The sequence below is a fragment of the Pseudomonas sp. B10 genome (genome assembly GCF_900156235.1).
GTDB lineage: Bacteria > Pseudomonadota > Gammaproteobacteria > Pseudomonadales > Pseudomonadaceae > Aquipseudomonas > Aquipseudomonas siliginis.
On sequence record NZ_LT707063.1, the window covers coordinates 853,281 to 878,874 of the forward strand.

General features: G+C 60.7%; 21 protein-coding genes. 11 read left to right on the forward strand and 10 right to left on the reverse strand.

The genetic code is table 11. The annotated features are described in order from the left end of the window. Positions 1–25 precede the first annotated feature (25 nt). From BXA01_RS03720 to BXA01_RS03730, 3 genes are read left to right on the forward strand one after another with little or no spacing between them, the layout of a single operon-like run. Positions 26–1,462: a TolC family outer membrane protein gene (locus tag BXA01_RS03720; protein ID WP_083957533.1), complete on the forward strand. Its 1,437-nt coding sequence runs from the start codon at positions 26–28 to the stop codon at positions 1,460–1,462. Further along, positions 1,459–3,621 carry a type I secretion system permease/ATPase gene (locus tag BXA01_RS03725; protein ID WP_076563257.1) on the forward strand — a complete coding sequence of 721 codons (2,163 nt, stop codon included), beginning with the start codon at positions 1,459–1,461 and terminating at the stop codon, positions 3,619–3,621. The genes BXA01_RS03720 and BXA01_RS03725 overlap by 4 nt, the downstream gene beginning before the upstream one ends. A gap of 5 nt (positions 3,622–3,626) precedes the next feature. Then, entirely contained in the window at positions 3,627–4,814 is a 1,188-nt protein-coding gene (locus BXA01_RS03730) for an HlyD family type I secretion periplasmic adaptor subunit (RefSeq protein ID WP_442961911.1), read from the forward strand. Here the strand turns inward: BXA01_RS03730 and BXA01_RS03735 are convergent, their stop codons facing one another. Both BXA01_RS03735 and BXA01_RS03740 read right to left on the reverse strand, forming a co-directional pair. Continuing rightward, positions 4,815–5,411, reverse strand: a complete 597-nt coding sequence (locus BXA01_RS03735) for a trypsin-like peptidase domain-containing protein (protein ID WP_122750270.1) — start codon at positions 5,409–5,411, stop codon at positions 4,815–4,817. Positions 5,412–5,649: 238 nt separating this feature from the next. Continuing rightward, complete coding sequence (locus tag BXA01_RS03740) at positions 5,650–7,539, reverse strand: sigma-54-dependent Fis family transcriptional regulator (RefSeq protein WP_073474928.1); 1,890 nt, start codon at positions 7,537–7,539, stop codon at positions 5,650–5,652. Positions 7,540–7,786: 247 nt separating this feature from the next. Between BXA01_RS03740 and BXA01_RS03745 the strand changes: the two genes are divergently transcribed. From BXA01_RS03745 to BXA01_RS03765, 5 genes are all read left to right on the forward strand, one after another. Beyond that, a complete protein-coding gene (locus BXA01_RS03745; protein ID WP_076567654.1) occupies positions 7,787–9,610 on the forward strand; it encodes an NAD(P)/FAD-dependent oxidoreductase in 1,824 nt (607 codons plus the stop codon). A gap of 114 nt (positions 9,611–9,724) precedes the next feature. After that, positions 9,725–10,729 (forward strand): saccharopine dehydrogenase, encoded by a 1,005-nt coding sequence (locus BXA01_RS03750; protein WP_076563258.1) that lies wholly within the window; start codon positions 9,725–9,727, stop codon positions 10,727–10,729. Between the two features lie 86 nt (positions 10,730–10,815). Then, positions 10,816–11,382 carry a GNAT family N-acetyltransferase gene (locus BXA01_RS03755; protein WP_076563259.1) on the forward strand — a complete coding sequence of 189 codons (567 nt, stop codon included), beginning with the start codon at positions 10,816–10,818 and terminating at the stop codon, positions 11,380–11,382. 84 nt (positions 11,383–11,466) lie between these two features. Beyond that, a complete protein-coding gene (locus tag BXA01_RS03760) occupies positions 11,467–12,372 on the forward strand; it encodes a LysR family transcriptional regulator (RefSeq protein ID WP_024012654.1) in 906 nt (301 codons plus the stop codon). 137 nt (positions 12,373–12,509) lie between these two features. Continuing rightward, a complete protein-coding gene (locus tag BXA01_RS03765) occupies positions 12,510–13,067 on the forward strand; it encodes a flavin reductase family protein (protein ID WP_076563260.1) in 558 nt (185 codons plus the stop codon). A 45-nt stretch (positions 13,068–13,112) separates the two neighbouring features. On the opposite strand, the gene BXA01_RS03770 is transcribed toward BXA01_RS03765, so the two are convergent. Together BXA01_RS03770 and BXA01_RS03775 are read right to left on the reverse strand one after the other, a co-directional pair. Beyond that, on the reverse strand, positions 13,113–13,328 hold the full coding sequence (locus BXA01_RS03770) for an Atu4866 domain-containing protein (protein WP_056786820.1): 216 nt from the start codon (positions 13,326–13,328) through the stop codon (positions 13,113–13,115). A 236-nt stretch (positions 13,329–13,564) separates the two neighbouring features. Beyond that, positions 13,565–14,134: an NAD(P)H-dependent oxidoreductase gene (locus BXA01_RS03775; protein WP_016774391.1), complete on the reverse strand. Its 570-nt coding sequence runs from the start codon at positions 14,132–14,134 to the stop codon at positions 13,565–13,567. 204 nt (positions 14,135–14,338) lie between these two features. On the opposite strand from BXA01_RS03775, the gene BXA01_RS03780 reads away from it, so the two are divergent. Beyond that, a complete protein-coding gene (locus tag BXA01_RS03780) occupies positions 14,339–15,247 on the forward strand; it encodes a LysR family transcriptional regulator (RefSeq protein ID WP_076563261.1) in 909 nt (302 codons plus the stop codon). Here the strand turns inward: BXA01_RS03780 and BXA01_RS03785 are convergent. Then, complete coding sequence (locus tag BXA01_RS03785; protein ID WP_172833995.1) at positions 15,241–16,371, reverse strand: MFS transporter; 1,131 nt, start codon at positions 16,369–16,371, stop codon at positions 15,241–15,243. The two genes, BXA01_RS03780 and BXA01_RS03785, sit on opposite strands and share 7 nt — an antisense overlap. A 210-nt stretch (positions 16,372–16,581) precedes the next feature. Then, the gene (locus BXA01_RS03790; protein ID WP_076563263.1) at positions 16,582–17,415 is read right to left on the reverse strand and encodes an oxidoreductase; all 834 of its coding nucleotides are present in this window, start codon (positions 17,413–17,415) and stop codon (positions 16,582–16,584) included. A 295-nt stretch (positions 17,416–17,710) separates the two neighbouring features. On the opposite strand from BXA01_RS03790, the gene BXA01_RS03795 reads away from it, so the two are divergent. Continuing rightward, on the forward strand, positions 17,711–18,142 hold the full coding sequence (locus tag BXA01_RS03795; RefSeq protein ID WP_076563264.1) for a DoxX family protein: 432 nt from the start codon (positions 17,711–17,713) through the stop codon (positions 18,140–18,142). A gap of 60 nt (positions 18,143–18,202) precedes the next feature. Continuing rightward, positions 18,203–19,138, forward strand: coding sequence for an NADP-dependent oxidoreductase (locus tag BXA01_RS03800; protein WP_076563265.1), 936 nt, complete (start codon positions 18,203–18,205; stop codon positions 19,136–19,138). Here the strand turns inward: BXA01_RS03800 and BXA01_RS03805 are convergent. From BXA01_RS03805 to BXA01_RS03820, 4 genes are all read right to left on the reverse strand, one after another. After that, a complete protein-coding gene (locus BXA01_RS03805) occupies positions 19,116–22,175 on the reverse strand; it encodes an efflux RND transporter permease subunit (protein WP_076563266.1) in 3,060 nt (1,019 codons plus the stop codon). The genes BXA01_RS03800 and BXA01_RS03805 overlap by 23 nt on opposite strands. After that, positions 22,172–23,281, reverse strand: a complete 1,110-nt coding sequence (locus BXA01_RS03810) for an efflux RND transporter periplasmic adaptor subunit (protein WP_076563267.1) — start codon at positions 23,279–23,281, stop codon at positions 22,172–22,174. Before BXA01_RS03810 ends, BXA01_RS03805 begins: the two co-directional genes overlap by 4 nt. Before the next feature lie 100 nt (positions 23,282–23,381). Beyond that, positions 23,382–24,653, reverse strand: a complete 1,272-nt coding sequence (locus BXA01_RS03815) for an OmpP1/FadL family transporter (protein ID WP_076563268.1) — start codon at positions 24,651–24,653, stop codon at positions 23,382–23,384. Positions 24,654–24,823: 170 nt separating this feature from the next. Continuing rightward, positions 24,824–25,450 (reverse strand): TetR/AcrR family transcriptional regulator, encoded by a 627-nt coding sequence (locus tag BXA01_RS03820; protein WP_016774383.1) that lies wholly within the window; start codon positions 25,448–25,450, stop codon positions 24,824–24,826. Between the last annotated feature and the right edge of the window lie 144 nt (positions 25,451–25,594).

Below are 25,594 nucleotides of genomic sequence, written 5' to 3' on the forward strand. Positions count from 1 at the left end.
GGTCTCTCAACAGTAAGGGAAGTCTGTGGAGTCAGTTTTTCGCCAGAAATGGCCGGTGGTCCTGTTGACCATCGGCCTCTACCCCGCTTTCACCGCCGGCGTTCGCGCCGACGACAATCTCGACAGCAGCTTGCGCAGCATCAGCCCGTCGCAACTGCAACAACCGGCAGGCAATGACAATCGTCAGCGCCCTGCCCTTGCTTCCAAAGCGTCTGCCGATGCGGACGCGTTGGGCCTGGAGCAAGCGGTCAGGCTCGCCGTGGACTGGCACCCACGCATCGGCGAGGCCATCGGCACCCTGTTCCAGCAAGGCGAAGGGGTCAACGTCGCCGAATCCGGCTATTACCCGCAGGTCACCGGCGGCATCAAGGGTGGCTACACCAGCGGTTACGGCAGCGATGCCGGCAGCCAGTCGGTGAACATTTCCCTCAAGCAGATGCTGTATGACTTCGGCAAGGTTTCCAGTTCGGTCGACGCCGCCCGCGCCCGGGTGGCGCGCAGTCAGGCCGGAATTCTGCTGGCGATCGACGACATCGCCCGCGACACCGCCAGGGCCTACATCGAAGTGCAGCGTTATCAGCGTCTGCTCGAGGTTGCCCGCGAGCAGATTCAGGGCATCGGCGGCATCGTTGATCTGGCCAAACAGCGCAGCGACATGGGCGCCAGCACCCGCTCCGATATGGTCCAGGCGCAGTCCCGCGCAGAAGGCGCGACGGCGACGTTGCAGGAATTCAAGGCGCAATACGCACGCTGGCAAGCCACTCTGACCAGTCTGCTCGGACGGCGCACGCCGCCAGCAGTCAGCGATGCCGCCGCGCCGACGCTGACCCAGGCCTGCGACGCCTCGCAGATCTCCGACACCCTGCCCGCCGTTCTCCAGGCGGCTGCGCAACGCACCCAGGCCCAGGCCGAGCTGGCCCAGGCCAAAGCCGAGGCCTACCCGACCCTGTCGCTGCAACCGTCGGTCAACCAATACCTGGACGACCACTACGACGATCAAAACTCGCGGGCCGATCGCACTCAGGTCGGGATCTTCCTCAACCTCGAAGTGCCGATCTATCAGGGCGGTGCGATCAGTGCGCGCAGCCGCGCCGCCGGGCATGCGCTGACCGCAGCGGATTCGGCCGAAGACTTCGCCCGTCTGCAAGCGCGCCAGGGTCTGGCCGAAGCCCAGGCGCAAACCTCGGGCCTGAACCGGCGGCTGCGCTCGCTGGAATTTCGCCAGACCAGCATCACCGAGGCGCGCATGTTGTATGGCCGCCAGTACCTGGAACTGGGCACGCGGCCGCTGCTGGACTTGCTCAACGCCGAGCAGGAAATCCATCAGTCGCGCTTCGATCTGGTCAACACCCAGGCTGATCTGCAACGTCTGCAGATCGACTGCTTCTACAACAGCGGTGCGATTCGCCGGGTCTTCGGCATCGACCACAGCGCCATCCAGAATGTCGAGATCCTGCCATGACCGATGCCAGCATCACTGTTCCCGAACCCGCTGCTGCCGAAGCTCGCGAAGATTATTCGCCATGGCTGGAAGCGGTGCTCAAGGTCGCCCGCCACTACCGACTCGACGTCTCGCCGGAAAGCGTGCGCCTGGCCTCGGTGCACAGCGAAGGCCGCGTCGAAGAAGTGGTTCGGCACATGGCGCGTCAGGCCGGTTTGAGCGTGAAGTTTGCGGTTTTCGACAACAAGAGCCTGAGCCGCTGGCGCACGCCGCTGGTGGTGCAACTGCGCGATGGTCAGGTCGGCGTGCTCGAAAGCATCGGCGAAACCGGCGAGCTGGGCATTTGCTTCAGTGGCGACCAGGGTTTGCAGAGCCGCATGGAGGCTGGCGCGCTCGCCGAGCAGGCGCTGCGCACGGTGATTCTGCGTCCGACGCAACCAGTGGCGGACGTGCGCACCAACGATTACATCAAGCCCTACGACGAGCACTGGTTCCGGCGCATCGTCCTCACCGATCTGCGGCCCTACAGCCAAGTGATGATCGCCTCACTGGTCGCGAACCTGCTGGGCATGGCCGGGGTCCTGTTTTCCATGCAGGTGTACGACCGGGTGATTCCGGCCGAGTCGCTGCCGACCCTGTACGTGTTGTTCGGTGGGGTGATGCTGGCGCTGCTGTTCGATTTCCTCATGCGCATTCTGCGTCTGCGCATCACCGATGTGCTGGGCAAGCGCGCCGACTTGCGCGTCTCCGATCTGGTCTTTGGCCACGCCTTGCGTCTGCGCAATTCCGCACGGCCGAAATCCACCGGTTCGTTCATTTCGCAGTTGCGCGAACTGGAGCAGATCCGCGATCTGATCACCTCCAGCACTGCCACGGCACTGGCGGACATGCCGTTTTTCCTGCTGTTCCTGCTGGTGTTCTATTTGATCGGCGGGCCGCTGGTGCTGATTCCACTGGTGGCGCTGGTGTTCATGTTGCTGCCCGGGATCATCGCGCAACCGCGTCTGGCGCGATTGGCCAATGCATCAATGCGTGAGGCGGCGTTGCGCAACGCCATGCTGGTGGAAAGCATTCAGGGCCTCGACGACATCAAGGCATTGCAGGCCGAGCAGCGTTTTCAGCAACAGTGGAACCAGTACAACGCCGCCTCGGCGGACAGCAGCCTGCGCCTGCGCACCTTGACTAACAGCCTGGTGGCGTGGACGCAGAATGTGCAAGGCGGAGTGTTTGCGGTGGTCATTGTGTTCGGCGCGCCGATGGTGATTGCCGGCGACCTGACCACCGGCAGTCTGGTCGCGGCGTCGATTCTGTCGTCGCGGATGATGGGGCCGATGGCGCAACTGACCCACGTGCTCACCCGATGGCAGCAGGCCAAGGTCGCGCTCGAAGGCTTGAACCGGATCATGCAGATGCCGGTGGATCATCCCGAAGGCAGTCAGCGCGTGCACCTGCCGGCGATTCGCGGCGACTACCGCCTGCGTCAGGCCAGTTTTCGCTACAGCGAGGAAGCGACCCCGGCGCTCAACAACATCGACCTGAGCATTCGCCCCGGCGAGCGCATCGCCCTGCTCGGCCGCAACGGCGCCGGCAAGTCGACGTTGCTGCAAGCGCTGGGCGGCGCGATGGATCTGAGCAGCGGTGAAACCACCCTGGACGGCATCGCCCTGGCGCATCTGGATCCGGCCGACCTGCGCCGCGACGTCGGCCTGCTGTCGCAACAGGCGCGACTGTTTCACGGCACCTTGCGCGACAACATCACCCTCGGCGCTGGTCAGGCCAGCGATCAGGAAATCATCGCCGCGCTGACCGTTACCGGTGCGCTGGACTTCGCTCGGCAGTTGCCCAAAGGCATGGATCATCTGGTACTTGAAGGTGGGTTGGGTTTGTCTGGAGGTCAGCGTCAAAGCCTGTTGCTGTCGCGTTTGTTGATCCGCCAGCCACAAGTGCTGCTGCTCGACGAACCGACCGCCGCGCTCGATGACGTCACCGAGCGTTTGCTGCTGGAAAAACTCGCGACCTGGACCCAGGGCCGAACGCTGGTGGTCGCCACGCACCGGGTCAGTGTGTTGCAACTGGTCGAGCGGATCATCGTTCTCGACAACGGACGTATCGTCATCGATGACCATCGCGACGCGGCCCTCGCGCGGCTGCGCGCACCGGGTAAAGGAGTGGCGGTATGAAGCCGATGATGACCGACGTGCCGGACCCGATGTCCTACCTCGACGGCCGCGATGAGCGCGCTCTTGCCGGTGGCGCAAAGGTGATCTGGGGGTGCGCGCTGATGCTCGCCTGCTTCATTGCCTGGGCCGCGTGGTTCGAGATCGTCGAGGTCTCGACCGGCACCGGCAAAGTGGTGCCGAGCTCGCGCGAGCAAGTCATTCAGTCGATGGAGGGCGGCATTCTCGAACAGCTCAATGTCAGCGAAGGTGCTTTGGTCGAGCGCGGGCAGATCCTCGCGCAACTGGACCCGGTGAAGAACCAGTCCAACGTCGGCGAAAGCGCGGCCAAGTACCGCGCGGCGCTGGCCAGCGTCGACCGCTTGCAGGCCGAAGTCAGCGAAAAGCCCTTGACCTTCGACGCATCGCTGCAGGAATTTCCCGATCTGATCCGCGCCGAAACCGAGCTTTACCAGACCCGGCGCAAAGGTCTGGCGGAAACCCTCGACGGCATTCAGAGCTCGCTGAAACTGGTACGTAGCGAACTGGCGATCACCGAGAATCTGGCGAAGATCGGCGCCTCGAGTCGGGTCGAAGTGCTGCGCCTGACCCGTCAGCGCTCGGAGCTGGAATTGAAGGCCACCGAAGCCCGCTCCGATTACATGGTCCGCGCCCGCGAAGACCTGGCCAAGGCCAACGCCGAAGCGCAGATGCTCGAAGCGGTGATCCGTGGGCGCACCGATTCACTGTCGCGCCTGACCCTGCGCTCGCCGGTGCGCGGCATCGTCAAGGACATCGAGGTCAGCACGATTGGCGGCGTCATTGCGCCCAACGGCCAGGTCATGCAGATCGTACCGCTCGATGAACAACTGCTGATCGAGACGCGTATCTCGCCGCGCGACATCGCCTTCATTCACCCGGGCCAGGCGGCGAAAGTGAAAATCACCGCCTATGACTATTCGATCTACGGCAGCCTCGACGGCGAGGTGGTGACGATCTCGCCGGACACCATTCAGGACGAAGCCAAGCCCGAGATCTTCTACTACCGCGTGTTTATCCGTACCGCTTCGGATGAACTGCGCAACAAGGCCGGCAAACGCTTCGCCATCGTGCCCGGAATGATCGCCACGGTGGACATCCGTACCGGCGAAAAAACCGTGCTCGACTACCTGATCAAACCACTCAACCGCGCCCGCGAAGCGTTGCGCGAACGCTGATCAGCGGCTGGCCAGTTTGGTCGCCGGAGGCGCTGTCGGGGTGATGCTGGCCTGATAGCGCGACCACTCGCGATTGATCTCCGCGTACGGCAGGAAAATGCTCACGCGCGGTTGATCGAGCAAGTCCTTGCGCTTGAGGCGGCTGACATCATCGCGGGTGAGAAACGCCACGTTGATGCCAACCACTTTGCCATCGGCGGAAAACACCGGCCCGCCGGACATGCCTTTGGCCAGCGCGCCATTGTGGGTGCCGTAAAGCACGTTGCCCTCTTTGACGTCGAGGCGAACCATCGCCGGCAACGCCTGGCCGGTGCCCTTGACCGACATGTACAGCGAATTGAAGCCCACCGAAGTCAGCTCCTCGCCCGGCTTGTAGCCGCGCCACGCCGGCACGCTATTGGCCTTGTGGCGGAAGAACTGCACGTCTGCCTGCCCTTGGAAAACCGTGCCCGACAAGTAAGGAATGTGCTTCACCGTCACAGCGAAGTCTTCGTTCCATTGCACAGCCGAACCCATCAGCACGTAAGGCAAAGGCGCGCCGGAGTGAACGACAAAGGCTTGGTCTAAAACAGGATCCTGAACAAAAGCGACTGGCATTCCATTGCACCCGCTGAGCAGCAACGACGCTGCAACAAGTGACTTGAGGGGGCGCATTTTCGGTACATCTTGAAGTGAGGAAAGGTGCTGCAATATGTCATTGCGCCATCACTTCTAGCAATAGCCTGAGCCTACCGCTTGTCGGCGAGCGATATAGTGAGTCAATGATTGGATCCAAGCAATTTCCCGGCAATACGCGCAATCAACAGCGAATGAACGCAAATGATCGCGATTGTCTTCAACCAGGTCGGGTGATCCCATGCTGACGAAGCTTGCGGTACAGCGTATTGCGGCTGATCCCCAGACGACGGGCAACTCGCGCGACATGCCAGTGTTCAGCTTCGATCATGCTGAGCAGAGTTTGCCGTTCGGATACGCCCAGTGGATCGTCAACAGGTTGGTCGTCACTTGCGGGCAGTAACTCGTGCACGTCCTCCAGCGTGACCCGGCCTTCCACTGCCAACGCCACCAACGTACGCAAACAGGTGCGCAGTTGCCGGACGTTGCCCGGCCAAGGCTGCGCCAGCAAGCGCTCTCGAACTCCCGCTTGCAGCCGCACAGTGGCGCCCGCCGCTTCTTCGCGCAGCAGGAGGTCGAGCAGACGGCCCTTGTCGGAACGCTCGCGCAGCGGCGGCAGTTCCACGGCGAAACCGCCAATGCGATAGAACAGGTCCTCGCGCAGGCGTCCGTCGGCCACGCAGGCTGGCAGATTCTGGTGACTGGCGCTGATCAGGCGTACATCAAGCGGTCGCGGCGTTGCGCTGCCCAGCGGCACAACCTGGCGCTCTTCGAGCACGCGCAGCAGACGGGTCTGTAGCGCGAGGGGCATGTCGCCGATTTCGTCGAGAAACAGAATGCCGCCATGGGCCTGCTCAAGCTTGCCGACCATGCCGTCCTTGCGCGCGCCGGTGAAGCTGCCGCCGCGATAGCCGAACAGCTCGCTTTCAATCAGCGTCTCGGGGATCGCCGCGCAGTTGATCGCGACAAACGGCTGGCCGGCGCGGGAGCTGGCGCGATGCAGCGCTGCCGCAAAGGCCTCCTTGCCGGTGCCGGTTTCACCCTGCAGAAACACCGGCACGTCACGCTCCAGTACACGCAACGCGCGAGCGAATCCGCGTTGCAGGCGCGGGTCTTCCAGGCACACGCGCTCATCCTTGATTGGCGGGACAGGCGCAAGGGTCAACGGCGCGGAGCGGATCGGTTCGCGCAACTGGCCGTAGAACAAGCGCCCGTCGGCCAGGCGCATAGGCCAGCAGACGTGCGCCTGAGCACTGGCCTGATCGAGCAACTGCTCCATCGGCGTTTCCAGCAGCATCGTCAACGACTGCCCGACCATCTGCTCGCGGCTCAGGCCCAACAGATCCAGCGCCGCCGCATTCACCGAACAGATCCGCGCACTCTCGTCGAAGCTGAGCAGGCCTTCACCCAGCAGCCCGACAAACCCGGCGTCGGGATGAAACCGCAGCAAATAGCGCTGCGGATCGTGGCCAAGGAAAAAACAGCTCTCGATCAACCTGGCCGACAGATTGGTCAGGGCCATGGCCTTGAAGCGTTGCTCAAGGCTGCTTTCCTCGCGCACGGAGGACAGGTTGAGCACCGCGAGCAACTCACCGCTGGCGTCGAATATCGGGCTGGCCGAACAGGTCAGGCCGACGTGCTGGCCACGGAAATGCTCGTCGCGGCGAATGGTCACGTGCTGGCGCTCGACCAGGCAGGTGCCGACGCCGTTGGTGCCCTCGTGCTCCTCGCTCCAGACCGAGCCGAGCCACAGCCCGGAGCGCTGGAACTCGCCGCGTTCGGCTTCGTTGAACACGCTGTCGATCGCCACGCCGCGCGCATCGGTGAGCAGCACGACATGGCCGTCACGTCCCAGTTGCTGGTGCAGGCTGTTCATCTGCCAGTGCGCAACGGAAATGATGTGTTCCAGCGGCGCACGGTGTTCGCGCAAACGCGCCTGTTCGAGCACATCCGGCGCGCGGCGGCTGGCCGGATCGAGCTGGTATTGATCCAGGCAACGCCGCCACGAACGGGTGATCGCCAGGTCTGCCGCCGCGCTGTGGCTGGCAACAGAGCCCTGCACGGCTTGCAGTACCTGGCGCGCGTGGGCGTTGATCGAGGCCGGTTTCATTGTTGTTGTTCTCCGCTTCGGTGAAGACACGGGTGTGTCCGCAGCTTAGATGAAAAGCTCGTTGCGGGGGAATTTCGCGCCGAGTGACACAGTGTCATCCGCGAATCTCGAATTTGTGACATGTCGCCTGTGCCAAAGCCTTGTCGGCCTTTGCATCAAACGCTCTGGCCCGCGTCTTTCAAGGAGATGGCCCAAGCCTTGCTCTGATGCCATGGCTTACCAAAACAACAAGATCGGGAGTGGCCCCATGAACATCGCTATTGAAACCCCTTTGCAATCGCCAACAGCGCAACTCGCCGCTTGGGTCGAACGCCTCGGCGGACGTCTGGCGCAACGAGATGTGGACGGCACGCTGGAGCTGTTTGCCGAAGAATGCCACTGGCGTGACTTGCTGCTGTTCAGCTGGAACCTCGTCACCCTGGAAGGCAAACCGGCGATTCGCGACATGCTCGAAACACGCCTTGAGCAGACCCGGCCCGAACGCTGGCAACTCGAAGGTGAAGCCACGCTCACCGATGGCGTGCTTGAAGGCTGGATGAGCCTGGAAACCGACTCGGCGCGCGGCAAAGGCTATGTGCGCCTGAAAGACGGTTTGTGCTGGACGCTGCTGACCACCATGCGCGAACTCAAAGGCTTCGAAGAACCCAGCGGCCGCCGCCGGCCGATGGGCGCGAGCCACGGCCATGCCCACGCTGACAAGCGCAACTGGCTGGAGCGCCGCCGCGATGAAGAAGCGGCGCTGGGCATCACCACGCAACCGTACTGCCTGATCGTCGGCGGCGGTCAGGGCGGGCTCGGCCTCGGCGCAAGGCTCAAACGCATGGGCGTACCGACGCTGATCATCGACAAAGCCGAACGCCCCGGCGATCAATGGCGCGGCCGCTACAAGTCGCTGTGCCTGCACGACCCGGTCTGGTACGACCACATGCCCTACCTGCCCTTCCCCGACCACTGGCCGGTGTTCACCCCGAAAGACCAGATCGGCGACTGGCTGGAGATGTACACCAAGGTCATGGAACTCAACTACTGGCCGCGCACTGAGTGCCTCGGCGCTACGTTTGACGAAGAGACTGGCCGCTGGACCGTGGAGGTCCTGCGCAACGGCGAGCCCGTCACCCTGCAACCGACGCAACTGATCCTCGCCACCGGCATGTCTGGCGTACCGAATGTGCCGGTGTATCCAGGCGCCGAAAACTTCCAGGGCCAGCAACATCACTCCAGCCGTCACCCCGGCGGCGATGCGTGGAAAGGCAAGCGCGCAGTGGTCATCGGCGCGAACAATTCAGCCCACGACATCTGCGCCGATCTGGTGGAAAACGGCACCGAGGTGACCATGGTGCAACGTTCGAGCACGCACATCGTGCGTTCGGACAGCCTGATGGAACTGGTTTTCGGCGGGCTTTATTCCGAAGAGGCGCTCGAGTCGGGTCTGACCACGGACAAGGCCGATCTGCTGTTCGCATCGATTCCGTACAAGGTCATGCCACAGTTTCATCGGCCGATCTTCGACGCGATCAAGGAGCGCGACAAGGACTTCTATGAACGCCTGAGCCGGGCGGGTTTCATGCTCGATTTCGGCGATGACGAATCGGGTTTGTTCATGAAATACGTACGCCGTGGCTCGGGTTACTACATCGACGTCGGCGCCTCGGAACTGATCGCCAACGGCACGATCAAGCTCAAGAGCGCGCCGGGCCTCGGTGTCGAACGCATCGAAGCGGATGCGGTGGTGCTCACCGATGGCAGCCGCTTGCCGGCCGATCTCATCGTTTATGCGACAGGTTATGGCTCGATGAACGGCTGGGCCGCGAAGCTGATTTCCCAGCAAGTCGCCGACAAGGTCGGGCGCTGCTGGGGCCTGGGTTCCGGCACCACCAACGACCCCGGCCCGTATGAAGGTGAACTGCGCAACATGTGGAAGCCGACCCAGCAGCAAAACCTCTGGTTCCACGGCGGCAACCTGCATCAGTCACGGCACTATTCGCTGTATCTGGCGTTGCAGTTGAAAGCCCGTTTCGAAGGCCTCGACACCGATGTTTATCGCCTTGCAGAGCGCCATCATCTGGGCTGATTCCTCAAGTGGTCGTTCGTCGGTGCGCAGACCAAGCGCACCGGCGAACTGGAAAGTGCGTGCTAGGGTGTCTAGCCCAAGCACGTTTCAATCCAGGAAAAATGAGGAGGATTCATGCCACTTCATCCCATTCTGTTCATGGGCGGCTCCGGCGCCATCGGCCATCAGACGGCCCGCGCATTGCGCGCGGCGCATCCCGACGTCCCCTTGCTGATCGGCGGACGCGACCTCGCCAAGGCTGAGCAAACCGCCGAGCAAATCGGCAATGCCCAGGGTGTGGTCATCGATGCTCGCGCAGATGATCTGGGGCTGGGTGATCGCCCGGTCAGCGCCATCGCCTTGTTCTACATGGACCATGCCCTCGCCGGGTTGCGCTTTGCGCAAAAGCGCAAGGTGCCGCACCTGAGCATCTCTTCCGGCGTGTTCGAAATCGCCCCGCAGATCGCCAGTTTCATCCACTCGCCCGACGCGGCGCCCATTGTCCTCGGCTACGAATGGATGGTCGGTGCCACCACCGTGGCAACCCTGCACATCGCCAAGGCATTCGCCCGCGTGCACGACATCCGCATTCATGCACTGGTCGACGAACAGGACGGTGGCGGCCCGACCGTGGCCGTCGATTTCGAGCACCTGAACAAAATGCTGCCCGCCGCGCTGACCCGCCGTGACGGCGAATTCATCTGGCGTGAAGGCGACGATGCCAAGGTCAGCTTCCGCGCCGTCGACGGCACCACCCTGCAGGGCACCGGCTTCTCCTCGATCGACGTCACCGGCCTGGCCGCCGCCACCGACGCCCCGAGCGTCGAATTCAACCTCGCCAGCGGCGTCAGCTCGACCCGGCGTCAGGGTCAGCCGATGTCGACGGAAATACTCATCGAACTCGAAGGCACGGATCACGATGGCCAGCCATTGCGCACACGCCACGCCGTGGTTCACCGCGAAGGCGCAGCGGCGTTGACCGGGCTCAGTGTGGCCATGTTGCTGGAGCGGCTGGTTGGGCTGGATGGGCAAGCGCCGGTAAGGCCGGGGCTGTATTTTCCGTATCAATTGCTGAAGGCACAGGTGTTTTTGCAGCGATTGAAAGAGGACGGTGGTGAGCTGATCGAACTAGTTGAATGAGACCGCGCACAGGTCGCTCGACACTTCAACCGCTCGTTTGAGAGAGTACCGGTCCTGCCCGCCACTGCTCGCAAGGATTGATTGCCATGGATTGCATCCCCACGCTTTACACCCGCCGCTTGATCCTCACGCCGCTGCAACTGAGCGATGCAGCGGCGGTGCAACAACTGTTTCCGCAATGGGAGGTCGTGCGCTATCTCGACAGCCGCGTTCCGTGGCCGTATCCGGACGACGGCGGGCTCGTTTACGTCCGCGATGTCGCGCTGCCCGCGATGGCTGCCGCAAAGGAATGGCACTGGATGATCCGCACCCGCGTTCAGCCCGAGAGCTGCATCGGCAGTATCAGCCTGTTTGATCAACCGGGTAACCATCGAGGCTTCTGGCTCGCCCCACAGTTTCAGGGCAACGGCTACATGCGCGAGGCCTGCAAGGTGATCAATGCCTACTGGTTCGACACCTTGATGCGCCCATTGATGCAGGTGCCCAAGGCCGCCGCCAACCATGCCTCGCGCAAGATTTCCGAAGATGAAGGCATGCGGATGGTTGAAACGCGGGACGGCCAGTTTGTGTCGGGGCCGATGCCGGTGGAGGTGTGGGAGATCACGCGCAGCGAATGGCTTGCCGAAGAAACAAACCGGTCAATTGATTGTTAGAGCCGATCAAGTGCTCAATCTTGCGTATATGCTGCTGTCTGCAAAATCAGGACAAGTACTCCCCAAACGTTCGAGACAGTAGAAATGATCTCCGATCCAGGAACACCAACGCTTGATCAACTGAAAGTATTTCTGACGGTTGTAGAAGTGGGCAGTTTTGCCGCTGCGGCCAGAAAACTGCATCGCGCGACATCGGTGGTGAGTTACTCCATTTCCAATCTGGAGATGCAGCTCGGGGTTTCACTGTTTGACCGCAAAACCACGCGCAAACCGCAACTGACGGAGGCAGGTCGAACCGTCCTGGCTGAAGCACGCACTATTACCAACGGCGTAAATGGGCTGCGCGCAAAAGTCTCCGGTTTGCTGCATGGGCTTGAAGCAGAAGTTCACCTCGCGCTCGATGTAATGCTCCCTGCCGAGCGAGTAGTCGATGCGTTAAGGACCTTCAGGGAAGAATTTCCTACCGTCACTCTGCACTTGCACATGGAAGCCTTGGGGGCAGTGACTCAACTGGTGATGGAGAAGAAAGCTGGAGTCGGCATCAGCGGTCCGCTGGACATTGGCCTGGACGGCATCGAGCGCATCGGCGTGGGCAGTGTTCAATTGATACCGGTCGCCGCGCCTGCACACCCGCTTGCAACCGAGTGTTCCAAATCCCCTGGCGCTGCCAGAGAGTTTGTTCAATTGGTGCTATCGGATCGTTCAACGCTTACGGGTGACAAGGACTTTGCCGTCGTGAGCACTCGCACTTGGCGACTGGCGGATCTGGGCGCCAAACACATGCTTCTCAAAGAGGGCATCGGATGGGGGAATATGCCGGTGCCCATGGTTCAGTCTGACCTGGACGAAGGACGCCTGGTCGAGCTTGATATGCCCGACTGTAAAGGCGGCACCTATGCCTTCGATGCGATTTATCGAACCGACTCGCCGCCCGGTCCGGCTGGGCAGTGGCTGATCAAGCGGTTCGGCGAACAGCTCTTGCCGACGTAAGCAATTCAGGGAAAAGAGCAAAAATCCGACAGCCTGAGCAAGGCTGCCGGAGAGATGCATGTCAAAAAGCAGGAAAGTTGAATTGTCGAAAGCGACTGACAACAACTGTTTATCCTCTTTTGATCCACGGAGGCGCCATGACCGCATTTCGAAAATCCGACTTCCCTTTGAGCGAGGTTCGCCAGCATCTGGAAACCGGCCCCATCGTCCTGGTGACCTCCGCCTGGCAAGGTGAAACCAACATAATGACCATGGGTTGGCACATGATGATGCAGTTCTCCCCCGCCCTGTTTGGCTGCTACATCTGGAGTGCAAACCACAGCTACGAGCTGATCCGCAACAGCCAGCAGTGCGTCATCAACGTGCCCACCGTCGAATTGGTGGACCAGGTTGTTGCCGTCGGCAACAGCAGCGGTGGCGCCATCGACAAGTTTGCCCAATTTGACCTCACAGCCGCCCCCGCAGAACGGGTAAAGGCGCCGTTGATCAAAGAGTGCTACGCCAATTTCGAGTGCAAGCTGTTCGACTCGAATCTTATCGGCGAGTACGGTCTGTTCGTGTGGGAAGTGGTCAAGGCGCATGTGGCTACGTCGGTAAAAAACCCCAAAACCCTGCATTACCGCGGGCAGGGGAAATTTATGGTGGCGGGCGAAACCCTGGATTTGCGCGATCAATTCCGCCCACAGAATCTGTAATACGACACCAATAAAAAAGCCGGAATGTTCATTCCGGCTTATGCGTCAGCGCTCGGGATATAACACCATGCCCGCGTGGTACAGCACGTTATCTCGAAACTCTCCGTCTGCGGTAAAGCCAGTATCGTCCACATACTCGATGTGGTCGCCTTCCAGCCAGTAGCGCCCTTGATAAGCGCTTTTTTGCCGACCGCGAGCCTCGTCATATCGCCCTCCTGGCAGCAACTCATGGCGAATATGACCGTCGGCTGTCACCCACATGCCAACGTACTTGCCCTGATCGCCGGCTGGATTTGCCGTGGCGTTTTCTTGCGCATCAGGGGTTACGCGAATTTCGACATCGGACATTTTAGAACTCCTGTTTTCAGATCATAGTTTCCTGCCGTTCAGCAGGATTTGAAGCAAGAGTAAAAAGTCGCGGCGCGGTGCCGTTATGCAATTCCTGCGCAGGTTTTGCCCAATGCTCCAGGCGCTCGCAAAAACGTCGAGGCGGGGGACTAAGCGAACTTCTGCAAAGGAGAGAAGGCCCGCGCATCTTTCAGCGCCCGTGCCCACCAGGCCAGCTGGATCAACAACTGCGCCATCGAAACCCGTGCTTGCGCAAAGTGCTCCAGTCCGAGGCCTTGTTCGAGACGCTCGGCAATCTCAGCGAACTTCACATAACCACCAACAGGCATGGCCTGCAGCTTCAACAACTCGCATCCAAGCTCGTCGACCTCATCCTCCCCGCCCGTCGTGGTGCCATAACCAACAAATGAACAAGGTCGTCCCTGGAGGTGTTCAGGCCAGCGCGCCATCAAGACTTTCAATCCATGCTGGTAACCAAGGTGACGTGCGGGCACCAAGACGATATAGGCATCTGCTGCCGCTAGCGCTCTCAAGCACACTCGACGACCGGGTTGTTCCGAAAAATCGTCTATAAATCTCAGGTCAAACGGCTCTACCACGCTCAACGCAAATTCGCTGCGGTCTTGCACCACGGCGGTGATCCATTGCACCAACGCCGTGTCTACGCCGTTGGACTGGTTGCTGTTATGGATCAGTACTAATTGCAGTGTGTGAGTCATTTCAGCCTCCGAGCAGCTATCAACATGGCAATGTTCTACGGTTAGAGAAAACAACGTGACAGCAAGAGCGCGATGGTTGGAAGTGGCCACTTCTTTGCTTGCAAAGTCGGCAACCGTTCCATATCGCGTTGGCAAAATATTAGGCGCGCGAAATGGTAGATAAACAGCCCGTGCCCAGGCACACGATTTATGACGTGAGTTCACATGCGACGACTGGATATCAATTGCTTCGCCGAGATGAGCGTGTTCGTTAAAGTGGTGGAACGCGGAGGTTATTCAGCGGCCGCAAGAGCTTGCGCGATAACCCCCTCTGCCGTGAGCAAGCTCATGACGCGCCTGGAAAGCCGTCTTGGCGCACGTTTGCTGAACAGGTCCACGCGCAAGCAACTGCTGACGCCAGAAGGAATGGCTTTTTACGAACGCAGCGTTGCCATACTGGCCGATCTTGACGAAGCGGAACGCGAAGCATCTGCCAGTTCTGCACCGCAGGGAGTGGTCAGAATCAGCTCTAATGTGGGTATCGGCCGCCAGCTTTTTCTTCCCATCATCAACTTGTTCATGAATCAACATCCTGGGGTCAGCGTCGAACTTTTCCTCACCGATGAGGTGGTCGATCTCATCGAAGCACGTGCGGATATCGCCATACGCACCGGAGCGCTCAAGAACTCCAACCTTGTGGCGAAACGACTCGGGCAATCCAGAGGGCTGATCGTAGGATCTCCTGACTACCTGGCGGCCAAGGGCACTCCGCTGGTGCCTCAAGACCTTGCCGATCACAACTGTCTGGGTTTCACCTTTTCGCCTCCCGCCATGGAGTGGGCCTTGCTCGACGAGAGCGGCGAGCAACGTATGTACCCGGTAAAAGGCAATCTGCGCGTCAGCGATGGCGATGCCTTGCGTGAATTGACGGTGCTGGGCGCAGGGCTAGCCAAGCTGGGGTCCTGCCAGGTTGCAGATGACCTGGCTGCCGGAAGATTGGTTTGCGTCCTGCAACCATTCGTGCCTGCAAGCGTCACGGAGATTCATGCGATTTACGTCGGCCAAGGCGGACATCTGCCCGCACGCGTAAGAGCCCTGATGGATTTCCTCGCCGCCCATTTGCATGTTCATTGAACCGCAACGCGGGCAAAGGGCCGTTCCTTCAATGCATAGGCCAGCACAAGAGCCGCGGGCAAAGCAGCGCCCAGTAGGCACAGCCCTTCCCAGCCGACATACCGAATACCGAAACTTGCAACTGCGGAGCCAACAGCGCCGCCAACAAAGTTGATACTGATAAACACCGCGGTAATCCGTGAGTTGGCTGCGGGGGCCAGTTTGTAGATGACCGATTGATGGGTGATCTGCAAGCCCATTACGCCAACGTTCAAGGCCATTGCGGCAGCGATAATTATCCAGAGCCCTGTCGCCGCAAAGCTCAGCACTGCCCAGGCCAGTATCATCAACGAGGCCAACCCGAATGCCAGCGCGTGCCGGTAGCCATGATCACAGAGCCGGCCAACCACACCGGGAATCAACGCGCCAGTCACTCCCGTGAGCCCGATCAGTCCGATGCTCGAAGTCGAAAAATTGAACGGCGGTTGCGACAACAGCATTGGTAATCCAGTCCACAACATGCTGAAGCTGGCCATTCCCAGCGCACCGTAAAGCGCCCGGCGAGCAAGCGCTGGGTACTCGAGGATGAGTTGCCACAACGAGCGCATCAACTGCTCATAACGCACGGGCTGGCCTCGGCGCTCGGGCTCGGTTGGCAAGGTGATTCTGAGCAGCATGAGCAGGATCAGCGCCGCGCACCCGGCGCTGGCGTACACCAAGCGCCAACCTGCCGCGTTGCCGATACCGCCGGAGACCAGCCACGACAGCGGTATCGCGAGCAAGGCCCCGGTCATCACCACGCCGATCACTTGACCGCGCCGATGCTCGGCTGCGATGGACGCTACATACGGCACAATCAACATGGCAGCGGATGCCGTGACTCCACTGATCAACACTGCGGCGCAGAACAGCAAGAAATTCGGGCTGGCCGCAGCCACAAACAGCGCTAATGCGTTGATGGTAAACATCCGGCTCAGAAGCGCTCTTCTTTCGAGGACGTCACCGAGCGGGACGACCAGCACAATGCCCAGCGTGTAGCCAAGTTGAGCGCAACTCACCAGCAGGCCGGACGTGGCAAGCGGAATACCAAATGCCCCCGTTACCAACGACAGGATTGGCTGCAGATAATAGAGATTAGCGATCATGGCCCCCGCTGCGAATGCGCAGAGCCACATGAAAGGTCGGGACGGGGACGACGAATTCATACAAATACTCCTCGGTAAATGCCGTTCAAAATTGGGCGAGTCAACTCACTCGCCCAGTTTTTCCCGCACCGCGTCGTCCCCGTTAACTCACTCCTCTCAGGTGTTTGCCTGATTCTGTAGCGTCCATGCCATCAGTGCGGGCTTCGCCTGTCAGGCCGTCGGGAAGTCCGCGCCACGGGCGGTAGATTCCCATGCGCTGAACTCGCGGCCCATGGCGGCAAGCTTCGCCTGCGCTGCCTCATAGGCTTCATTGCCCAACAGCAGGCGCGCCGGCGGCGCTGCGCAGGTAACCGCGGCGTAGATCGCCGCTGCCGCCCTGTCTGGGTCGCCAGCTTGATTGCCAACAGATTGCTGGTACGCGCGCATCGCAGCGCCGGCGGTTGCCTGATAATCCTCGGCCACCGTTTGCGCAGCGCCCGAAGACCCCGCCCATTGGGTTCTGAAGGCGCTGGGCTGAACGGTCATCACGCCGATACCCAGTGGCGCAACTTCGGCGCGCAGACTTTCCGACAGGCCCTCAACGGCGAACTTCGTCGCGCAGTAGTGGCCGACCGCTTCGAACCCGACCAGACCGCCTACCGATGTGAGGTTGACGATCATGCCGGTGCGCCGCTTGCGCATGCCAGGCAGTACCGCGCGAATCATATGGGCCGTGCCGAAGTAGTTGACCTCGAACATCCGCCGAACAGCCCCATCGTCGCTGTCTTCTACCGATGAGAAATAGCCGACGCCGGCGTTATTGATCAGCACGTCCACTCGCCCGAAGCGATGCTCGGCCGCCTGTACGACCTGCATCGCCTGCGCCGGATCGGTCACGTCCAGAGGCAGAATCAAAGCGTCGCCGAGGGCGGCCAGATCCTCGATCTGCTGTGTGTTGCGCGCCGTGACCACCACACGCTCACCCTCATTCAGCAGCGCCGTGGCGATGTGGCGACCGAACCCGGTGGAACAGCCTGTAACCAACCAAACCTTAGTCTCGTTCATTGCAGTACTCCTCTTGATAGCGGCGGTTCAGGATTCGGCTGAACCGCGTTCGAGACCAACGTACCGAATCCGCCCCGCCGCTGTTATCCGATTAGTCCGCGACATTTGCCTGATCCTGCTCACCAACACACGTCGCTGACCACAGAGGGAGGTCCACTTCGATTTCTGCTGCATTTCTATTTTTTCGAACCTGATCATCGAAACTTGTCGGCTATTGCGCAAAGCCGCGCGGTGACATCATCTGCTCCACAACGGCGCTTCATGGTGAAGCGCTGAAATCAGCGGAATCCACGTCATGTCCCACGCAGCCACAATTTCCAGCGTCTCTGCCTCAACGTCTTCCAACCTTAACAGCACCGTTTCCTTGATCGGGCGGATTCTTCTGAGCGCGATCTTCATTCTTTCGGGCCTGTCGAAAATCGCGGCACCGGCCATGATGATTGGCTACATCGGCTCTGTCGGGTTGCCTTTTCCCGAACTGGCGTTGGGCGTGGCGATTGCTGTCGAGGTTCTCGGCGGCGTAGCGTTGATCGCCGGTTATCGCACACGTACCACCGCAGCGCTGTTGGCGATTTTCAGCGTACTGACCGCACTGATTTTCCATAACGCCCTGGCGGACCAGAATCAGTTCATTCACTTCTTCAAGAATATCGCCATGGCCGGTGGGCTCTTGCAGATCGTTTCTTTCGGCGCAGGGCGTTTCAGCCTCGACGCACGTCGCCACTAATCGAATCGCCGGCACGTCCATTCCTTCCGACGAGCCTTGACCATCACAACGGAGAGAATCATGAAAGCGATCCAAGTCGCGCAGTACGGCCAGGCAGAAGCGCTGGAGCTCAAAGAACTTGCGGATCTGAAACCCAATGACGATCAGGTGTTAATCAATGTTGCCGGTAGTGGGATCAATCCAATCGATTGGAAAATCCTCTCCGGTGCCATGCAGCAATTCATTCCTCTGCCACTGCCCTACACGCCTGGCGTGGAAGTCTCAGGCACAGTCGCCGCGGTGGGCAGGAATGTCAGAGATTTTGTCGTTGGCGACAAGGTGTTCGGGTTTATCGGGATTACCGGCGGATATGCGACCCAAGCCCTCTCAACGCCAGATCGTCTGGCCCACACGCCGACAACCCTGTCGTTGCAAGAGGCCGGCGGCGTGCCGGCGGCAGCACTGACTGCTTGGCAAGCCTTGCATGAACACGCCGGGATTCAGGCTGGTCAAAAAGTCCTCATTCACGGCGGCTCAGGTGGCGTGGGCAGCTTCGCAATCCAGCTCGCCCGCCTTGCCGGTGCTTATGTGATCGCGACCAGCTCTGCGAAGAACCACGACTATCTGCGTTCACTTGGCGCCGATGAGGTGATTGACTACACCACGGCTAAATTCGAAGACAGCGTTGCTGACCTCGATGCGGTCATTGATCTGGTCGGCGGCGAAACTCAGAACCGTTCATGGAGTGTGATCAAGCGCGGGGGCGTTCTGGTTTCCCCCGTAAGCGCACCCTCTGCACAGAAGGCAAGCGAGCACGGTGTGAGTGGCAAAAATTTCGCCACCCGCTCCGATGGCAGCCAATTGGTCGAGATTGCCGCGCTGTTCACATCCGGCAAGCTCAGCCTTGAGGCTCAAGTGGTACCGCTGACAGAAGTTGTCGACGCGGTTAAACAAAGCTGGGCCGGACACACCCGGGGAAAAATCGTGCTCGATGTCAGCGCTCAGGCCGAATCCTGAACCAGATCGCATACATCGCCGGCAGAAACACCAGCGTGATGATGGTGCCAACAAACGTGCCGCCGATCAGCGTGTACGCGAGCGTGCCCCAGAACACCGAGTGGGTCAGCGGAATGAACGCGAGAATTGCCGCCAACGCGGTCAACAATACCGGCCGCGCCCTTTGCACTGTCGCTTCAACCACGGCATGGAACGGCGCCAGCCCTTCCTGCTCGTTGTGATGGATCTGCCCGATCAGAATCAGCGTGTTGCGCATCAGAATCCCCGACAGCGCAATCAACCCGACCAGCGCATTGATACCGAACGGCTGGTTGAAGATCAGCAGCGTCGGCACCACACCGATCAAGCCTAACGGCGAGGTAAGGAAGACCATGATCATCGCTGAGATCGAGCGTACCTGGACGATGATGATGAGCAGCGTCATGGCGATCATGATCGGCAGCAACGGCAGAATCGCTTTGCCGGCCTTGCCGGATTCTTCGATGGCGCCCGCCTGTTCAATCCGGTAGCCGGAAGGCAGGTTTTCGATGATCGGCTGCAACTGCTGGATGATCGCGCCGGAAACGTCCGGTGGCTGCAAACCTTCGGCGATGTCGCCACGCACGGTGATGGTCGGCGTGCGATCGCGGCGGCGCAGGATCGGGTCTTCCATGCGCACTTCCACCTCGCCGATCTGCGACAGCGGGATGCGTTGCCCCGCTGCGCCGACCAGGGTGAAGCCTTCGATCTGCGCCGGGTCCAGGCGGATATTGCCCGCCGCACGGCCAACGACCTGCACGGAACGGATGTCTTCGCGCACCGCCGTGATCGGCACGCCGCTGAGCAGAAACTGCAACTGCTGGGCGACTGCGCTGGACGTCAGCCCCACCGCCTGCAAGCGATCCTGATCCAGGTTGAAATGCAGCGTCGGCGTCAGCGGCCCCCAGTCAGTGTTGACGGTTCTCATCATCGGGCTGTTCTGCATCACCGCCCTGACCTGCTCGGCGATGTCGCGCAATTTCGCCGGATCAGGCCCCATCACCCGGTAGGCCACCGGAAATGGCGAATACGGGCCGAATACGATCTGCGTCGCCCGAACCCGCGCCTCTGGAGCAAGCCCTTTGGCGACCGCTTCGCGCAAACGCAACTTGAGGGTTTCGCGAGCGTCCTGGTTGTCGGTCAGCACGACGATTTTGGCGAACGATGGGTCCGGCAATTCCGGCGCCATTGCCAGGAAAAACCGTGGCGCACCCTGGCCGATATAGGCGGTGACGATTTTTGCTTCATCCTGCTTGTGCAGCCAGGCTTCGACTTTGGCCGCCGCAGCGCTGGTCTGCTCGATGGACGTGCCGTAGGGCATCTGCACTTCGATCATCACTTCAGGGCGGTCAGAGGTCGGAAAGAACTGCTTCTTAACCAGCCCCATGCCCGGAATCGCAACGGCAAACAGCACGACCACCGCACCGGCCACCAGCCATTTGCGCGTGATCACCCACGCCAGAACGCGCCGGAAACGGTTGTAGCGCGGCGTGTCGTAGATTGCCGCGTGCCCGCCTTCGACTTTCTTGATGTCCGGCAACAGCTTCACGCCCAGGTACGGCGTAAAAGCCACGGCGACGACCCACGAAGCAATGAGCGCGATGCCAACAATCCAGAACATGTTGCTGGTGTATTCGCCTGCCGTTGATTGCGCGAATCCGTTGGGCAGAAAGCCAATCGCCGTGACCAGTGTGCCGGACAGCATCGGCGCTGCCGTATGACTCCAGGCATAGGCCGAGGCCTTGATGCGGTCGTAGCCCTCCTCCATCTTCACCACCATCATTTCGATGGCGATGATCGCGTCATCGACCAGCAAGCCAAGCGCCAGAATCAGCGAACCCAAGGTGATCCGGTCAAAGTTCTTGCCGGTCGCCGCCATCACCACAAACACGATCGCCAGGGTCAACGGCACCGCCGCTGCGACCACCACGCCGACGCGCCAGCCCATGCTGAGAAAGCACACCAGCATGACCACCAGCAGCGCGACAAAGAACTTGACCATGAACTCGCCAACGGCCGAGTCGATATTCACTGCCTGATCGGTAACTTTCGAGAGCGTCATGCCCAAGGGCATTTCTTCGTTGATCCTGACTGTCTCGGCATCCAGCGCCTTGCCCAGATCGAGACCGTTCCAGCCCTCGCGCATGATCACGCCGAGCAATAACGCTTCTTCGCCGTCGTTGCGCACCAGAAAGGTCGCCGGGTCTTCGTAGCCGCGCTCGACCGTGGCCACGTCAGACAGCTTGAGTGTTCGGCCCTGAGCGACAACAGGCGTGTCACGGATTTTCTGCAACGTGTCGAACGCGCCATCGACGCGCAGAAAAACCTCTGGCCCTTTGGTTTCGACCGATCCGGCGGGGGTCAGCACGTTTTGATTGTTCAGCGCGGCGAAGATGTCCTGCGGCGACAAGCCCAGCGTCGCCAGCCGATCATGGGAAAACGAAACGAATATCCGCTCGGCCTGCTCGCCGATGATGTTGACCTTCTTCACGCCAGGCACATGCAACAGACGCTGGCGTAACGTCTCCGCATCGCGTACCAGCAAGCGCTGCGGCTCGCCCTTGGCTTTCAAGGCGAACAGCGCGAAGGTCACGTCGGAGAACTCGTCGTTGACCATCGGCCCGATGACACCCGCCGGCAGTTTGACCGCTTCATCGTCGAGCTTCTTGCGTGCCTGGTAGAACTCTTCCTGCACTTGCGACGGCGGTGTGCTGTCGAGCAACGAGACCATGGTGAATGCCAGTCCCGGGCGCGTGTAGGTTTCCGAGCGGTCGTACCACTTCAGCTCCTGCAAGCGTTTTTCGAGGGGCTCGGCGACCTGATCCTGCATCTCTTGCGCGCTCGCCCCTGGCCACGCGGTAATCACCGTCAGCTGCTTGACCGTGAACGGCGGATCTTCCGCCCGGCCTAATTTGAAGAACGACAGGACGCCGGCCACGGCGATCAGAAAAATCAGAAACACCGTGATCGCACGTTGGCGCACGGCGATAGCGGAAAGGTTGAACCGGTCCTCGCTCATGGACGACTCCCGGCAATCTGGCCGTCGTCGCGGGCAAGCAGGCGCACTTCTTCGCCATCACGCAGCAGATGCGCGCCCAGCGCGACAATCGGTTCACCGACGTTGAGCTGGCCAGCGACACGGGCCGAGTCATCGCTCAAGCCCAGCACCTCGACCGGGCGCCAGCTCACTGTCGCCGGTGTGCCGGCGATGACCCACACGCCGGGGCCTTTGCCCGGGTCGTAGATCGCGGCGACGGGCACCTTCAGCGCCTGATCTGGCGAAGAACCCTGGGCAATTTCGACGGTGACCGTCGAGCCGATTGGCGCATTGGCCAACCTGCCTTCGAGCACATAGCGCGCCTCGAAAGTACGAGTTGTGCTGTCAGCCGAATCGGAAAGCAGACGCAATTTTGCGCTCACGGCAGCCGACGTATCGCCATACAGTTTTGCCTGAGCGGTTGAGCCCGGCGCGGGGCGCAAGGTCTCGGGCAGATGGACGATGGCCTCCCGCTGACCGGCCCGCGCCAGCCGCACCACCGGTTGTCCCGGGCTGACGACTTGCCCGGGCTCGGCGAGGGTTTCCACCACCACGCCATCAGCGTCCGCCACCAGAACCGCGTAACCCGAGGCGTTGCGCGCTACGTCCGCTTGCGCCACAGCGGCATTGAGTTGCGCCCTGGCGGTGTCAGCGGCGGCTTTGAACTGATCGTAGGCAGATGCCGAAATAGCGCCGGCGGCGACGAGTTTGCGATTGCGTGTTTCGTCACCGGCAGTCTGTATGGCTCGGGCGCGAGCGGCGCTCACCGCTTCTTGCTGGGCTCGCGCCTGCAGGCCGAGGTCGATCGGGTCGAGGCGCATCAGTGGCTGGCCGCGCTTGACCGTCTGCCCGGTATCAACCAGACGCTCGAGCACCTTGCCCGAAACGCGAAAGCCCAGATCGCCCTGGGTGCGCGCAGCGACGACGCCGGTGAATGATCGAGATCCATTTTCTGCCGGTTGCACCGCCGCCGATCTGACAATCGGCGCCAAGGTACGTGGATCTTTTGCGCTGGAGGAATCCCCGCACGCCGTCAGGGCCAAGGGCAACAAAAATACCGCGAGGGGGAAAGGTCGGAGCCGGCGCATGGAATTCCTTCACTGAAAATAGGATGATCATCATATTCTCAGTCTTGTGACCAATATCGTCAACAGTCACAGAGTCACCGGCCCGATGTTCAGCGCTGAATCAGAAGCGATAGCTGACAGAAGTACCGAGCCCGCTGGCGCTGTTCTTGTATTTCGCGCTGTACGAACCCTTGCCCGCCGAGGTGTCGTTGATCTCGACGCTCTCTTCCCAGAGATACGAATAGGCGACGTCGATGGTGACATTCTCCGCTGGAGTCCAACCGGCACCAAGGCTGAACACTTTGCGATCACCCGTGGGAATACGCGGCCCGCGATTGGTGTTGTTCGCCGGAGACTGATCAACCGAGAACCCGGTACGCAGCACCCATTGGTTGTTCAACCGGTACGCCGCGCCGATGGCGTGAGCCCAGGTGTCGTGCCAGTTCTGTTCCTCGCTGATCGTGCCCAACTGGCCGGCTAGCAATGGCGGCAATCGACTGTTTTCGATGGTCAGCTCTTTGAAGCGACTCCAGCGCGTCCAGGTGCTGCCGGCATACAGCGTCCAGTCGTTGTTCAGTTGATGGGTGACCGAGAAGTCCACCGACTCCGGGGTGTCGACGTCCAGCGAGGCGTCATAGCTGCGACCGCTGACCCCAAGCACGTTGAAGATGCCATCGCAGAGTTTGCTTTTCGCGTCGAGGTGGTAACTGACTTTTGAGTGATAGGTCAGACCCAGGCGGGTCTGCTCGGTGGCCTGGACCATGACCCCGGCGTTAAAGCCCAGCGCGGTGTCGTCGCCGGTGCTTTTGACTTTGCCGTCGTTGCGCCCGGGGCTCAGCGGATTGGCGACCATCCCCGACAGCTCGCCGCTGATGCGGTTGATGGTCGGGCCGAAGCCGATCGACACCTTATCGTTGAAGGCATAGCTGATGGTCGGCTGGAACGTCAGCGTGGTGACTTCGCTTTTGTTGGCGTAGTAGCGGCCGGCGAAACCACTGCCGTAGTCGGTGATCAGGCCGAACGGTACGTAGAACCCCACGCCGAACGCCCAATGCTCGTCGATCGGCTTGACGTAATAGCCCATCGGTACCGTGGTGGTCGGCACCATGTCGCCGTCTTCCTTGCCGCCGAACGTGCTGCGGGTCTGGCTGATATCAGACTTCGCAAACAACGTCGCCTGCCCGACGCTGGCCTGCTCGCGCTTGAGCCGCGCCATGCCCGCCGGGTTGCCGAAAACGGTACTGGCGTCTTCCGCCGAGGAAGAGCGACCGGCAAAACCCGATCCCATGCCGCTGACGCTTTGCTCATTGAGCGCGAAACCGCCGGCCAGAACATTTGAGGACGCAAAAACGACAGCCAGCCCCACCGGGTGCTTGAGCATTGTTTTTTTCATTGTGTGGACTCTATGGGTGACTCGGAATTGGAATACCTGAACTGCGGCGGCCATGTTATCCGAGTGACCATATCAGTCAATAGTCACAACTTGGGCAATTCATCGTCTGCCCTGTACAGGCGAGGCGATATAAGAGTGAGACTGATCCGAGTATTCGGATCAGCAGAGGGTCAAGGCATCAAGCTGCGCAAGATGAGGTTCGAAGTCAGCGTGGGCGCCACTTCGATGAAATCGAGGTTGTGTTGCAGCATCAGTGGATTGACGAAGGGCCGCAGCGCCAAGTGGATCGATTCGACCGTCTCGTCCAGCGGCGTCCTGCGCTCGAACTCACCGGCCTCGCGCCCTTCACGGACAATGTCGGTGATAAAGCGCTTGATCTGCGCATCGTAACGCTGCGCACTTGGCCAGTTCTCACCCGCTGCAAACGCGGCAATGTCGTAGAGTTTGCGATCGTTGAAGAACAGGTTCACGCCCGTAGCGATCACGGTTTTCACCAAACGGCGGAAACGCTCGGTGGGCGTCAGGTCTTCTTCGTTGATCGCTTGCTCGACCGCCGCAACGATCTGCCCTAGACAGTTCGCGCAGATGGCTTCGCCGATCGCCTGTTTGGAATCGAAGAATTTGTAGATGTACGCCTTGGAGAAACCGATGGCCTTGGCCAGATCGGACACCGTGGTCTTGGCGTAGCCGTACTGGCTGAAATGCTCGTTGGCAGCCGCGACAATCTGATCACGAATGTCGTGATCGACGGGACCCCGCGGGCCGGGGAAGGATGGGGAAACTGAGGACTGATTCATGTCGGCAGCTTACTCACCCGCCCGCCGACTGACAACGTGTGACACATTTCAATACCACTATCCACCCACTGTGGGAGCGAGCCAGCTCGCGAATACGCCCGCCCAAACAACGCAAATCTCCCGCCCATCACCTGCCAGGAAACG